The following is a 13,569-nucleotide window of genomic DNA, read 5'->3' on the forward strand; positions in this document are numbered from 1 at the left end:
TCCCGTTTTGGCCTATCTTCATTTTTTGTGCATCTCTTCAATTCTTGTTTCCAGCACCGTCCGATACTCCGAAGGCGTCAAAGCCGTTATCTTCTTGAAAATTCTTACAAAGCTGTTCACGTTGCCATAACCTACAGACTCGGCTATATGGCGTATCTTGGAATCGGTTTGCTCCAATAATGCCTTGGCCTGATTGACTCTGTGCTCCATCAGATAATCGATGAAGTTGCTTTCCGTCTGCTCCTTGAACATTTTGCTTAGATGCGAAATACTCACCTTGAATTCGTCAGCAAGCAGGTTCAACGACAGATCGTTGCGGCTATAATGCATATGTATAAATTGCTGTACGCGTTCTATAAGGTCGCTCTTCTCACGGGTGCTTCGTCTCTCTTTGATGCGTTCGATGTAATCGCTTAGCACGCCAATGAGAAAGAACTTCATGTCCTCAAGGCTCTCAAGCTGATTCAAGGTATCCTGCATCCGCCTGGAGCCGATTAGCTCATCCGGAGCGATGCCGATCTCATCGGCCACAGTAGCTGTCTTCATCATCAGCTGCAGATTCAATTGTCTAATCATCTCTGGGGATACGTTATACTGGGTAAACGTTTCATACCACCTGTCGATCTGCGTGCTTAATTTCTCCGTGTCCAGCAGCTTGATGGAATCCAGCATACCGTCGGTCATCCCGACCAACCGATAAAATTGCGGCGTGGGGTCGCTCTGAATATCTTCCAGCGTAATAATGGAGTTCCGCCCGGTGACTAGCTTGTAGGATAGCGCCTCGACCGCTTGCTTATAGGACAGATGGATGTCTCTAACCGACTGCACGCAGCCCCCTATTCCGATTGTGATGGTTTGTTTGAAATGATCCTGCACATATTTTTTGATCAGCTCCGCGATCGCTGCAGCAAGCAGCTCCGCCTGGCAGCCGTCATCAGCAAAGCTGATGATCATAGCACAAGTCCCATTCTCCAGCTCAACCGATGCCCCCCTGCCTTCGGCATTCATGAATTCATCCGCTACATTGCATAAGGCGTAGTTGTACAGATGCAAATCCTTGGTGGAGGCGATCTCCGATTTGTAATCCAATTCTGCACACATCACGATAAACCGGTTCGGATACAGCTGGATGCCAAGCATTTCCATATACGGCTTCACATTCGAAAAATTAATTTTGTAGTCCGATAGCAGCTCGATCAACAGCTGCCACTTCATAATGGGCATGTTTTCCTTCATCTGTTTGTGCAGCTGCTCACTGCCGTTCATAATATCGTGGAACCTCGCCTCAATATCGATCAAACTGCTCAACGACGACTCCGCAGAGGATCTGACTTGCGGATGTGTGTTCAGCTTCGAGGACACCGTCTGCACAAACTGATAGATCGGCCGGAACGTCCATCTTCCCACAACCAGCGCGATCACTAAGGCTGTGATCAGAATAATGCCACATAGCCAGACAAGAGTGCTCCGCAAAGCCATCAAGGGCTCATTCAACTGTACCTCCGGTACAAGGCGAACGAACGTCCAATCCGTGTAAGGAGCATGAAAATAAAAAATCCTTGACTTCTTGCCGCCAACCTCCGCTGCAAGGACACCCTCCTGCAGACCCGACCGCCGGATTTGTGCAATATAGGGCAGTCCGCTGAGGTCCTGACTGAGCTGGGCTGAGTCAGGATGCAGCACAACCACGCCATCCCGGTCTATAATCATCGTCTTAGACTGATCGTCCGACGTATTGTTCTTAATTAAGGAAAACAGCATATCCTCTTTGATATTAAAGGCAACAACCCCTTTTCGACTGCCAGGCGGGTGTATGAGCGGGTATGTCCTCACCAGAGTGACCACATTGCGGTAGATCGCATCATTCGCCCCCGAAATAGGAAGTTTCCTCGCCGGAAGCCAATTCGAATAACCGTCAAACAACTCGAATTCGGCAATCCACTGGTAGTTCTTCAACTTCATCGATTCCGTCAAGTTGTCCCCTGTCACTAGACGATTGTGTGGATACGAATACATCTCAACGGAAAATAAAAATTCGTCGCTGCGAATCAAGCGGTCAATGTGATTACTGATATGAAGTTCGTTCACGGATCGTTCCGTTTCCGTCATACTGCCGTCGAAGAATCGCTTCACCTCATCGTATTGAACGAGCTGAATCGACTCCTTATCAATATTTTTCAGCATAATTTCCAATTTTTGGTCAAGATGCTTGAGAAGCTCCAGATTCGTGCGTGTGAGCTCCTCTTTGAGATTATCGGTGAACACAAAGTAGAAGATAGAAGCTGATGCAATGATAATTAGAAACAAGAGTGCCAGCAAGACGGTAATGACTTTTCTTAACCATTTATTTTTGATCGCAGTCAACAGCTTCATCTCCTTTCTACCGGTCAAGTTTAGGGCGAATCCCTACGACCTCCGGCAGCTGTCCCGGCAAAGACCAAAACAGGGCAGTTTGTGCCCTGTTTGGATCTGGATCGATTTATTTGAAGTTTGCTTTATTTTTATCATACCATTCTTGGGCCAACTGCTCGGCCTTGTCGCCTCCCAGTCGCTGCCATTCCTTACGGATCTCCCCAATCGCCCATTTTGCAGTGAAGTTGGCTCCTTGTGTAGCTGCTTTAGCGCGAGTTTCCTCAAGGAAAGTTCTGAGCGAAGCCTGAATCTCATTAATTTCATTGAAGTTTGGCTGATAGGGGGTGTCCCGTCTGAATTTGTTCTTCATCGCAACTTCCAGCGCATTGGCTCTTAACGAAGCGATCAATTGAGAAGCAGGGTCCTGGGCAGCGGATACCATCAGGTCTGACGGCTTAAAGGTCTCTTTACGCAGTACAGCATACTCCCCTGCGTATAACACTTCCTTCTTATTCTTCTCCGCATCGATAGTCTGAGGCACACCATTCACGTCTTTGTAATGAGTGCCTTCCTGACCGTAACGCAGTGTTTTCCAGCCTTTTTCAATAATCCAGTCGAGGTATTCCACCGCTGCTTTGGGATTTTTCATCTCTTTATTAAAAGCAACGTAGATAAAAGTGGGCGTTTCCTGATATAAGCCATTTTTACCATTCTTCGTAGCTACCGGCTCTAGCGCTATAGGTTTGGCGTCCGGAATGTTCTTCAGCAAATCCTTATTTGAGCTTTCCATTCCCCACTGCCCCATATACATACCAGCCTTACCAGTTGCCCATAGCTGCTGGGCTCGCTGACTGTTCTTATCGGTGAGGAACTCTTTGTCCACAAGCCCGAGCTCATAGAACTGCTTTTCCAGCGCAATCGCATCGCCGAATCGGTCCAGCGTTGCCCCGTACTTCATCTTGCCGTCTTCCACATACCATTGGTTGTTGACCGCTGCATTCATGGCCGAGAAGATTTCGAACGTATACGAGTAGCTACCCACAATGGGCGTGGTGTCCGACTTGCCGTTTCCATCCGGATCTTTATTCTTAAAAGCCTGGGCTACTTCAATGAGCTCCTCCATTGTGGTTGGAGCCTTAAGATTGAGCTTATCCAGCCAGTCCTTACGAATCCAAATCCCATGATTCGCCACCGTATCCAGAGCTCGTTCTGTTGCTACCGCATACATCTTGCCATCAAAGGTCAGATACGGCTTGAGGTGCGGATTTTCTTGCAAATACTTTTTGTAGGAGGTGCTGTACTTCTCTATATATTCATCAATCGGTTGGACAGCTCCCTGTGTAATCAGCTTCCCGATATAGGTCCGGTCGTACTCCCAGATCAGATCGGGGGCCTGCTGGGAGGCAACCAACACATTCAGCTTATCCTGTGCCTGATTCCTAGGGACAGGAACGATGCTGACGTCGATCCCCGACTGCTCCTTGATAAATTTCACCCATCGGTTATTCTCATAGGTCCCTTCGTCACTGGACACCTGCCCCCGATCAAACATCGAGATACTGACCTTCTTAGGCAGAGTTTCATAAGGGTCTGCCTTATTGGCAGGGCTGCTGCTAATGCTTTCTTGCGTCTTGGCCGTCTCCTGCGAGCAGCCTGCAAGCACAACGCCTGTGGCCATCATGAGGGATATGGACAAAACCCATTTCTTGTTAATTCTCTTCATTTCTCTGACCTCCTGCTATTTTTTCACAATATTTATCACAATGAATATAATCCACCAAAGATAGATATCAACCTTTGACCGAACCCAAGAGCACACCCTTCACAAAGTACTTCTGCAAGAAAGGATAAACTACAAGAATCGGGGCGATCGCGACTACAATCGAAGCCGCCCTGATTCCTTCCGGCGTGATCATCATCTCCGAAGCACCCTCACCGCTACGCAGCAGATCCGGACTGACAAGCTCGATCATCTGATAGAGCTTCACCATCAGGGACAGCTTATCCGTGCTTCTGATATAAATGAGCACATTCATGTAGGAATTCCACCAGCCCACCGCATAGAAGAGCGTCAAAGCCGCGATGACAGGCAAGGACAGGGGGATAATGATTCGCCACAGAATGATCAGGTCATTGGCACCGTCCATAGCGGCGGATTCCTCCATCTCCTCTGGCAGGCCCTCGAAGAACGATTTCATCACGAACATATTGTACACACTGATTAAGGCGGGAAGCCACAGCGCCCAATACGTATTGATCAAGCCCAGACTGCTGATAAGCAGAAAGTGTGGAATGAGGCCGCCGCTGAAAAGCATGGTGAACAGCACACCCATCAACATCGCATTCCTGCCGCGCAGTTTTCTCTTGGACAACGGATACGCAGCCAGGATGGTGAAAAGCATGTTCAGCAGCGTTCCTACTAAGGTAATCACAATTGTATTGCGCATGGCAACAAAAAGTTGACCGTCTTCAATTAAATTGATATAGGCATTGACATTGAATTCAACAGGAAACATGAACACTTCTCCGCTCATAATCGAGCGGCTGCTGCTAAACGAGATGGCAATCATGTTAATAAAGGGGAATAACGTTGCACAAGCGCATAGCGCCAGAAATACATAGTTGACCCCCAGCATCCTGCTTTTCAAGCGATTGCGCGTTTGCCTCGCAGCGCCAGGCTTCATTTTTTTCATCGTTTACCAGAGCCCCCTTTCCCCCATCGCCTTGATGGCCCTATTCACCGCGATAATCAGCAGCAGGGCTACGAGGGATTGAAACAGTCCAAGGGCCGTCGTATAGCTGTACTGCAAATTCACAATCCCCCTTGTATACACATAGGTGCTGATCACCTCCGCCACGCTCGACACAGCCAGATTGCGCAGTGTAAACACTTGCTCGAAGCCCACATCCATTATGCGCCCGACTTGCAGAATTAGCAGAATCGCCGCCGTGCTCCGAATGCCTGGCAGGGTAACATGCCAGATCTGGCGAGGCTTGCTAGCCCCGTCGATCTTGGCAGCCTCATACAGCGTAGGATCAATCGTCGCCATAGCCGCCAAATACAGGATCGTGCCGAACCCGGCTTCCTTCCAAATGCCTGACCCGACGAAAGCGACGGGCCACCAGAAGCGATCGGTCATAAAATAAACAGGCTCGAACCCAAAAAGCTGTATGACCTGATTCACCAAACCGGTCGATGGAGAAAGCAGCGCAATGATAATACTGCCGAGTACAACCCATGAAATAAAATGCGGAATATACAATAAATTTTGCAGCAGCCTCTTATACCAATTGACGCCGACCTCATTCAACAGAATAGCCAGGATGATGGGCACCGGGAAGGCAAAAATCAGATTATAGGTATTCAACAGCAGCGTATTGCGTAGCACTACATAAAACTCTGTGCTCTCGAACAGTTTGCGAAAGTGCAGCAGCCCTACCCACTGGCTTCCCCAAATCCCATCGGTTAGACGATAATTCTTGAAGGCGATCATCTCGCCGTACAGCGGCGCATACTTGAAAAGCAGAAAATACACGGCCACCGGGACAAGCAATAAGTACAAATACCGATCCCGCTTCACATGCTTCCATACCGAGCTTTTCCCCGGGAGGAAAATGACACCTGCTGCCGCAGATTTACTTTGGTGTACAGACTGGCTCAAGGTTCTCTCTCCTTCTCTCTCATTTCATTGTGTGGCCTTTAACCTAAAGTAGCATGGTGAGCCAAAGATCCGAAAGCTCTACATTTTCTTCCCGTACGCCAAATCGTTTTTTACCGCTACACCCTTTTTTGTGATGATCCACTTTTTTTGTCATTGACGTAAGTGCATAAGCAAAAGAAGCCCCCCCGATTCAGAAACAGGGAGAGACTTCTTCGTTTCATTGTATTTTTTAGAACAACAGCAAAACCGGCTTCGCGATACATCCCCCTAACCTAAGGGGATACCCTTAGAGATGCCCCTTCTTTCTGATACCACTTCTTTTGAATGAAGTAGCTTTTGGCCAATATCAAAAGGCATTGTTTCATCTCATTGATCTGGTTTAAGAGTTCGGTTTATTTCTATTAGGGGTCCCGTCAACATTGTAACTGAAATATACACTAAGACAATTTATGGTAATCATGCATAGTACGGTGGGGTACTTAGATAACCCCGCCTATTCGCAACTATATTGAACTTAATTAATGTTAATCTCCACCTTGCGTTCTTTATCCCAGTAGCTGTAGAAGCCTGGATTCAACTGCAGTTCTCCCTGCTTGGACAGAAGCCCCGGGTATCGCTCCACCCGCTTATTCGTCCCGTTTCCACCTGGTGGCACAGGATTCATTTCGGGGTAAATTGGTTTTCCGTCTTTTACTACAGACGACTGCGAGATGCCGAAGAACTTAGGATCGCTGGATTGCGATTCTACAATTAAATCCTGCCCTTGTTTATAATAAGTAAACGACACCGCAATTCCATCCAAGCTTGTTTGAATAGATTGCTTTGCATCGGACAGACCAGCTAACGGCAACAAATCTTTGGACCGTTTTGAGATCCTGGCTTCTGATAGCAGCAGCTTCATTGGAATAGCAGACCAATCCTTATACCACTCTGGCAACTCAAAATTCAAAAATTGCCCTTTTTTATGTTCCCACCTGCCCCCGGGAATAATTTGCCCATTAATAAACAGCTCGATTTTATCATAGTACACCGAGGAGTCGTAAGACGATTTAGTTTTCCATTTATCATCCATCATGATGCGAATGTTCAACGGCGTTACGACGAGCTGCTTGAGTTCCATGTTCGAATCATTGGCTACCACGGCTGGATCAAGCTTTTTATAAAAAGTTGCCTCACTCGTTCTCTTTCCATCAGCTTCAAATGACGCATCCCACTTACCTGCTATCGTTTGAACGACTTCTAATTGATTAAAATAAAGCTTTGCGCTATTCAATTCAGAATCTGTTAGACGAAACGTATCCTGACGGAGAATGGCATCAGCTTTGTTGGGCGGCAACACAGCTGAGTAACTAGCGGCAGCTGTTTTACCTCCGACCTTAAGGAGTAGCTTGGGATCTAATTTTTGATCATTTGGCTGTTTCATCGGGATTTCATAGCGAACCGTCAGCACTTCGTTTTCTCTCACCACAGAAACGATATCCAAATTTCCGTATCGAGTCATGCTATCGATTTGCTGGCCTTCTTTTAGAGATGCCGGACTTTCCCGGAGTTCCGTTTCCTTGTATTTATATAATAATAGATTTTGCAAAGAAATCTCAAGCTGCTCCCGCTTTGTCCCAAGTCCGTTTTCCGCTTCAAGCAAACCTGTTAACTGGCCTGAGGAAGCATTCTTGCGGATTCGGTCAGTAAGCTGGAGCGTTTCCCCACGGGAATTAGTTAAAGTCTTTTGTTCAAACGCCGCCACATCAAAATTCGACATTTGTGGGAAATCTAATGAAAACAATACATCTAACCGTTGTTCATCCGTCACTACACCCTTTATAGCCAAAGAGGCTCCAGCTGATTGGACCGTAATATCAAGAGGGTTACCAAAACCACTTTTTAAAGCTGTTGAAACCCCAAGGCGGTCAAACATTTCATCCCACCCTAGAGAGACCCCTGCTACCACGGGTGCAGCCACTAGGACCGAAGACAATGCGATTGACACGGGAAGAAGTCGCATTCTAGAGGTAAAGAGAGGTATTTTCCCCATAACCCCTCTATTAGTTAAGTTGGCAGGTGCTTTACCGACTTGCATTCTTCCCCACATGGCTTCAAAATCAGGCAATGCAGGTTGTTCCCTGCGTGCACTCTCAAGCAAAAATTGTTCTGTTCGATTAGTCAAGACAATCCACTCCTCTCACTTCAAATTGATTTCCCTTATCTAATTGCTTTTTTATGAGAATTAACCCTTTGTTTAGCCTTGACTTTGTCGTCCCAAGTGGAATATCCAGCGATTCTGCAATTTCAGCCAAAGATAGCTCATGGACATACTTCAACACCATCACCTGTTTAATTTTTATCGGCAAAGCATGAAGCCAACTTGCCAATTCAAGCTCTCCTTCCTTGCATATCAGGCTTTGATCTGCTGCTTCGGATTGCTGCAAGCCTTGCAGCAAGAAATGCTTTAGCTCTTTCAGCACGCCCCGCTTTTTGCGATCGAGATGGTTTTTGCATAAATTTGCCGCAATGCGAATGAGCCAAGGCTTCATGCGCTCAATTCGACGGTGATCTGCCTGAAATGCTTTCATGAATACCTCTTGGCAAATGTCCTCCGCATCCGCAGCGTTTTTCAGCAAGTAATAGCACAAATAATACACATCGTTTCTGTAAGTCTCGAATATTTCCCTATCTGTCATTCTTGAATCCACCTCCTGTCTAGTTTCTATCAATAAGACAATTAAGGAGTAAACCAGGTTCGTTTTTTTTAAAAATTCCATGATTTTCAGTTCCAACGGGAACCTGCATAAACTGGCTCATAGAGATACAATTATCGACAATCATCAGTACGAAACAATTGATAACACAACATACAAAAGAACCAACCCATTATGGTTGGTTCTTTTGTATGTTGATGGTCTGTGTGAGCATCTGCAGTTCTTTGGTAAGCGTCAAAACTGAATAGACCTGTTCATATCGAAACGAATTAACCATAATGATGCTATCACGCATAGGAAGGATCGCTTCAAACGGATATGGGTTTGTAAGAGATATGGATGAAGCGTATTAGATCCTATCAAGCCAGCGATCAAACGATGAAAGCTTGGTGCATGGAGCATGACGTGGCGGTACATCAATTTAAATTTTGGCTACCTACTCCTGAAGAACCCCACAAGGCGCGTGCCAAAGAAAGCCGGCCCGTACTGGATGCCTACAACGCATGGCTTCGCCAACAAAAATCCCGGCACATAGAGCAATAAATAGCTCGCAAACCTTTTATAAGGTTGTGTTTGAGTTCATCCTTTCATTCCGGAAGTAATCATACCGCTGACAAAATAACGTTGGAATGTCAAGAAGACGGCAAGCATTGGAATCATGGTAATAACGGACATAGCCAATAGACTTCCCCAATCGACATTGAATTCACCGATAAAATTAGAAAGAGCTAACTGAATGGTGTATTTGGACGGATCGCTGATTGCAATTAATGGCCATAAGAAGTCGTCCCAACGCCACATAAAGGAGAAAATAGCCAACACAGCCAGCATGGGTTTAGCAATCGGTAATATAATGCGCCAATAAATTTTCCATTCGCTCGCACCATCCATTCTTGCCGCTTCCAACAGCTCCTCAGGCACCGTTAATAAATACTGCCTCATCAGAAACACACCTGTCGGCGTAGCTGCTGGCGGAATGATAATGGCTAACAAATTATTGTACAGACCCAAAAAACTTAGCACTTTAAAAATGGGGATCATGATGACCTCAAGCGGAATCATTAAAGTGGAAATAAACCCGATGAGAATAATGGAGCTCCCTCTAAAGGAGTACTTTGCCAAGGCAAACCCGGCCATAGAATTAATAAATAACAGTAGAATAGTTGATGAAATGGTAACTACCACACTATTTTTAAAATATAAACCGAAGTTGCCTTTACCCCATGCTTCGGTAAAATGTTCAAAAGTTATAGGCTGTGGCCAAAACTTAGCCGGAAAACTGTATAAAACGTTATTCGTTTTAAAAGATGATATGACAACCCATAGCACCGGAAATATCCATAGCAAACCGATCACGATCAACACCGCGTAAACTGCAAATTTGGATAAGGCTCTCATTTCCATACTAAACAGCTCCCCCTTTCGACAAACGGAACTGCAGAGCAGAGAAGATCCCAATAATGGCAAATAGTACAACCGACATTGCACTCGCCAGCCCCAACTCCTGCTTTGTAAACCCGACCTCGTAAATATACTGGACGATGAAAGTCGTTTCTTTACCCGGACCTCCGCCGGTTAAGGCAAACATCAGCGGAAAAGCTTTAAAGGCGTCAATCAGAGAGAGCATTACCACGAGTAAGCTTGTAGGTTTTAATAAAGGTAAAGTAATACTCCAAAACAATCTAAGCTTGGAAGCGCCGTCCAGACGACCTGCTTCATAATAGTCCGCAGGGATAGCTTGCAAGCCCGCAATGAAAATGACCATGAAGAAGCCAACCCGCGACCAAACCGTGGCAATTATAACCACAATATTAGCCCAAAACGATGATGACAAAAATGCAATCGGCTCTAATCCAATCCAGGTCAGTAAGTAGTTGACGATACCAAAAGCATCACCAAAAATCCATTTCCACGTTAAACCCACAATGATAAAGGAAATCATGGTCGGCCAATAATAGATGGCTCGAAACAAACCCCTAAATCTGACTTCCTGAATCAAAAGCGAAGCAATAATGAGTGCGATACCATAGATTAAAGGAACAACTATTGCGGCGTAAATTGCAGTTTTACCTAAAGTAGACCAGAACTCCATATTTTTAAATATATCCAAATAGTTATCCAGACCAATAAATGTCATCGGATTCAATCCATCATACTCGTAGAAAGAATATAAAAGGCCAAGGATGGCGGGGATGACGATAAACACAAAAAATATAATCAAATTAGGGAGAACAAACAAATACGGAGCAATTGTAGACTTACCTCCGGATTTCGAGCTTTTGTAGGTCATAGATGCTTTAATCGGCTCACCCATTTACATGCCTCTTTTCATAAAGTGATGATTGAATGGGCTTCATCCAAACGGACGCAGCCCATTCTGATCTACTATTTACTGGCGTCGTTTATTGCTTTATCAATCAATATTGCGGATTTATCCATTGCATCTTTTGCCGTTATTTTCCCTGAGATAACTTCAACCAGGTTATTTTTCAGATCCGTCGAAAACTTGGTAACAAGAATTTGCCTTGACCAGTCGTTTGCAGCGAGCGGTGATGTATTCTTCAGTTCATCGGCAAATATTTCGAACATATCTTTACCAAACGCGTAATCCAGCTTAGAACTGTCTTTGCGGGGACTCATGAATAATGATTCTTTGTTATATTTAGAATTGACATCCTTTGTAGTCAAATATTTAATAAAATCGGCTGATTCTTTCTCCACTCCTGAACCCTTTAATGCCATCACGAACTTCCCGCCGGGAACTGATGAACGCTGTATCCCTTTCGGCATATAGGTTACTCCCCACTCAAAATTGGTTATATCCTTGTAATTACTAATCATCCAGTTACCTGCCCAATGGGCTGCTACCGTACCGGTGCGGAATAGATTGTTCGGGTTTTCTCCTCCCAACCAGACAGATGTTGGCATAATTCCATCCGTATGAAGCTTTTTAAACATCTCAGTTGCTTTGATGCCTGCTTCGCTATTAATCGTCGCTTTAGTGCCGTCCTCACTTATCATACTACCGCCGAATTGATACAAGAGTGTAGACCAGCGGTGAGGTGTGAAATCCCAAACCATACCATATTTGGCGCCGCCTTTTTCTGTCACCTGCTTCAATGCCGCCATATATTCATCCCAAGTCCATACATTATCCGGAGAAGTCGGCACCTTAACGCCCGCTTTATTGAATAGCGTCTTGTTATAGATTAATCCGTTGGCGGTGACGTCCATCGGAGCAGCAACCAGTTTATTGTTAATCAAATAATACGGCTTAAGTGAATCGATAAATTGCTGTGTGAACTGATCGGCACTACCTACATAGGGCGTAAGATCAAGCGCTTGGTTCGCAAAAGCCCCTGTATCTGTCACACGGCTCAGTGCCGGGGGTTTACCGCCGGAGACCATTGTTTTTAATTTGGTTTGTAAATCTTTAAATGCGACCTCAATCAAGTTAATTTTGACGTTAGGATTCGCTTGTTCGTAATCCTTTATAATTCCTTTCATTACATCACCTTCGCCACCGTCAGAGAACCATACAAAATCAAGCGATACATTTTTCTTACCACTGGCCTGATCACTGCCTGGTTTCGGTCCGCATGCAGCCAAAGTAAATAACATAACTACAGAAAGCAAAAGAAATAATTTTTTCATCAAGCTCTTTTTTTTCATTACAATCAACCCCCTGTTTATTAAAAATATATTTCAACCCTATATCCATATGATTTAGGGAAGATATTTTGCCATTTAGCCAAGTTCGCTATGCCTTCGGTAGCTTTGTGGTGATATTCCGACATATTGTTTAAAGGCTCTACTAAAATACACAGGAGTGTTAAACCCTAATTTTTCAGAAATATCCAAAACCGATCTATCGGTAGAAAGCAACATCTTTTTAGCCTCTTCGATTCGTTTGCGAATCAAATAATTATTCACCGTGTAGCCTGTTGCTTCTTTGAAGGAATGGCAGATGTAGTACTTATTCAAATGTAAAACCTTAGAGAGCTCGTCGAGAGAAAAGGTTTCCGTATAATTTTGATTGATAAAATGAAGCACACGACGCACACTTGATTGTTTTTGCGAATGAGTGGGTACCGTATGAAATGAATAAAGCTGCTTCGTTTTACGGTAAATTTTGAACAACATTTGTACCAAATACGTCTTCATCATCACTTTAAAGCCAACCGATTCCTTCTCATCTTCATCTCGCAATGCTATAAACAATTCTTTTATTTGTTCACACTCCTCAGGATCCCAACGTACCAAGAGACCATTCGGGAATTGAAACAGGGAACTCAATTTATCAATCATTTCACCAGTAAGCATATCCTGTATAAATAACTCATTAAAATTCACATAGCTACGGACGTAGGGTGTTTCCTTTGACGGATTTATACGATGCAGTACACTCCCGTTAAAAATAAACATATCACCTGGTGAAGGACTATAAATAACATCCCCGATAAGCAACGTTGCGTCTCCTTGGATAAAAAAGTAAATTTCAGTACCGTAATGTGTGTGAATAGGCCAACTTTCCTGAAAGTTATCAACCTCTGATCGAACATAAATTCCGTTCTTTTCTAGAGCAAGGTTGGTCGGGCTATGTATCGAAAGCATGTTATCATTCCTCCTCTCGAACACTTAAAAAAAGCAATATTATATAATTTTATATATGTGGTAACGCTTTATATAAATTTTATCATGCTTTTATTGTTTTTGTTTTACGTATATTGCTGTTGTTTTGATCAGGATTGCTGTAAATGAAATCATCGCCGTTTTCATTTTTTCATCCATTCAACATAAGAAAAGCTCCTGATCGGAGCCGATTCGACGAAGATACATCCGTGTTTTAAATGTAGCTT

General features: G+C 44.6%; 11 protein-coding genes. 1 reads left to right on the forward strand and 10 read right to left on the reverse strand.

Annotated features, from left to right (window positions below):
• Positions 1-18: 18 nt before the first annotated feature.
• The 6 genes from BK127_RS28035 to BK127_RS28060 all read right to left on the reverse strand — a co-directional run bounded on the left by BK127_RS28035 (position 19) and on the right by BK127_RS28060 (position 8,773).
• Positions 19-2,391, reverse strand: a complete 2,373-nt coding sequence (locus tag BK127_RS28035) for a helix-turn-helix domain-containing protein (RefSeq protein WP_083689649.1) — start codon at positions 2,389-2,391, stop codon at positions 19-21.
• Positions 2,392-2,479: 88 nt separating this feature from the next.
• Positions 2,480-4,075, reverse strand: coding sequence for an extracellular solute-binding protein (locus BK127_RS28040; RefSeq protein ID WP_076235344.1), 1,596 nt, complete (start codon positions 4,073-4,075; stop codon positions 2,480-2,482).
• 67 nt (positions 4,076-4,142) lie between these two features.
• The gene (locus tag BK127_RS28045) at positions 4,143-5,045 is read right to left on the reverse strand and encodes a carbohydrate ABC transporter permease (RefSeq protein WP_305954331.1); all 903 of its coding nucleotides are present in this window, start codon (positions 5,043-5,045) and stop codon (positions 4,143-4,145) included.
• A gap of 3 nt (positions 5,046-5,048) precedes the next feature.
• Positions 5,049-6,014 carry an ABC transporter permease gene (locus BK127_RS28050; protein ID WP_256711485.1) on the reverse strand — a complete coding sequence of 322 codons (966 nt, stop codon included), beginning with the start codon at positions 6,012-6,014 and terminating at the stop codon, positions 5,049-5,051.
• Between the two features lie 514 nt (positions 6,015-6,528).
• Complete coding sequence (locus BK127_RS28055; protein ID WP_076235346.1) at positions 6,529-8,178, reverse strand: DUF4179 domain-containing protein; 1,650 nt, start codon at positions 8,176-8,178, stop codon at positions 6,529-6,531.
• Positions 8,171-8,773, reverse strand: coding sequence for an RNA polymerase sigma factor (locus tag BK127_RS28060; protein WP_305954332.1), 603 nt, complete (start codon positions 8,771-8,773; stop codon positions 8,171-8,173). The genes BK127_RS28055 and BK127_RS28060 overlap by 8 nt, the downstream gene beginning before the upstream one ends.
• A gap of 276 nt (positions 8,774-9,049) precedes the next feature.
• Between BK127_RS28060 and tnpA the strand changes: the two genes are divergently transcribed.
• A complete protein-coding gene (gene tnpA, locus BK127_RS28070) occupies positions 9,050-9,253 on the forward strand; it encodes an IS66 family insertion sequence element accessory protein TnpA (protein WP_076235352.1) in 204 nt (67 codons plus the stop codon).
• 36 nt (positions 9,254-9,289) lie between these two features.
• Here the strand turns inward: tnpA and BK127_RS28075 are convergent, their stop codons facing one another.
• The 4 genes from BK127_RS28075 to BK127_RS28090 all read right to left on the reverse strand — a co-directional run bounded on the left by BK127_RS28075 (position 9,290) and on the right by BK127_RS28090 (position 13,324).
• Positions 9,290-10,108, reverse strand: a complete 819-nt coding sequence (locus BK127_RS28075) for a carbohydrate ABC transporter permease (protein ID WP_372237381.1) — start codon at positions 10,106-10,108, stop codon at positions 9,290-9,292.
• A 7-nt stretch (positions 10,109-10,115) separates the two neighbouring features.
• Positions 10,116-11,024 carry a carbohydrate ABC transporter permease gene (locus BK127_RS28080; RefSeq protein ID WP_083689650.1) on the reverse strand — a complete coding sequence of 303 codons (909 nt, stop codon included), beginning with the start codon at positions 11,022-11,024 and terminating at the stop codon, positions 10,116-10,118.
• A gap of 71 nt (positions 11,025-11,095) precedes the next feature.
• The gene (locus BK127_RS28085; RefSeq protein ID WP_076235356.1) at positions 11,096-12,382 is read right to left on the reverse strand and encodes an ABC transporter substrate-binding protein; all 1,287 of its coding nucleotides are present in this window, start codon (positions 12,380-12,382) and stop codon (positions 11,096-11,098) included.
• Between the two features lie 75 nt (positions 12,383-12,457).
• Positions 12,458-13,324, reverse strand: a complete 867-nt coding sequence (locus tag BK127_RS28090; RefSeq protein WP_076235359.1) for an AraC family transcriptional regulator — start codon at positions 13,322-13,324, stop codon at positions 12,458-12,460.
• Positions 13,325-13,569 lie beyond the last annotated feature (245 nt).

The organism is Paenibacillus sp. FSL H7-0331 (genome assembly GCF_001956045.1).

What these genes read in the sequence shown, in the direction of transcription:
- BK127_RS28080 (WP_083689650.1), bottom strand. Translation starts at nt 11,024, where the DNA reads ATGGGTGAGCCGATTAAAGCATCTATGACCTACAAAAGCTCGAAATCC.
- BK127_RS28085 (WP_076235356.1), bottom strand. Translation starts at nt 12,382, where the DNA reads ATGAAAAAAAAGAGCTTGATGAAAAAATTATTTCTTTTGCTTTCTGTA.
- BK127_RS28040 (WP_076235344.1), bottom strand. Translation starts at nt 4,075, where the DNA reads ATGAAGAGAATTAACAAGAAATGGGTTTTGTCCATATCCCTCATGATG.
- BK127_RS28045 (WP_305954331.1), bottom strand. Translation starts at nt 5,045, where the DNA reads ATGAAAAAAATGAAGCCTGGCGCTGCGAGGCAAACGCGCAATCGCTTG.
- tnpA (WP_076235352.1), top strand. Translation starts at nt 9,050, where the DNA reads ATGAAGCGTATTAGATCCTATCAAGCCAGCGATCAAACGATGAAAGCT.
- BK127_RS28090 (WP_076235359.1), bottom strand. Translation starts at nt 13,324, where the DNA reads ATGCTTTCGATACATAGCCCGACCAACCTTGCTCTAGAAAAGAACGGA.
- BK127_RS28075 (WP_372237381.1), bottom strand. Translation starts at nt 10,108, where the DNA reads ATGAGAGCCTTATCCAAATTTGCAGTTTACGCGGTGTTGATCGTGATC.
- BK127_RS28060 (WP_305954332.1), bottom strand. Translation starts at nt 8,773, where the DNA reads ATGGAATTTTTAAAAAAAACGAACCTGGTTTACTCCTTAATTGTCTTA.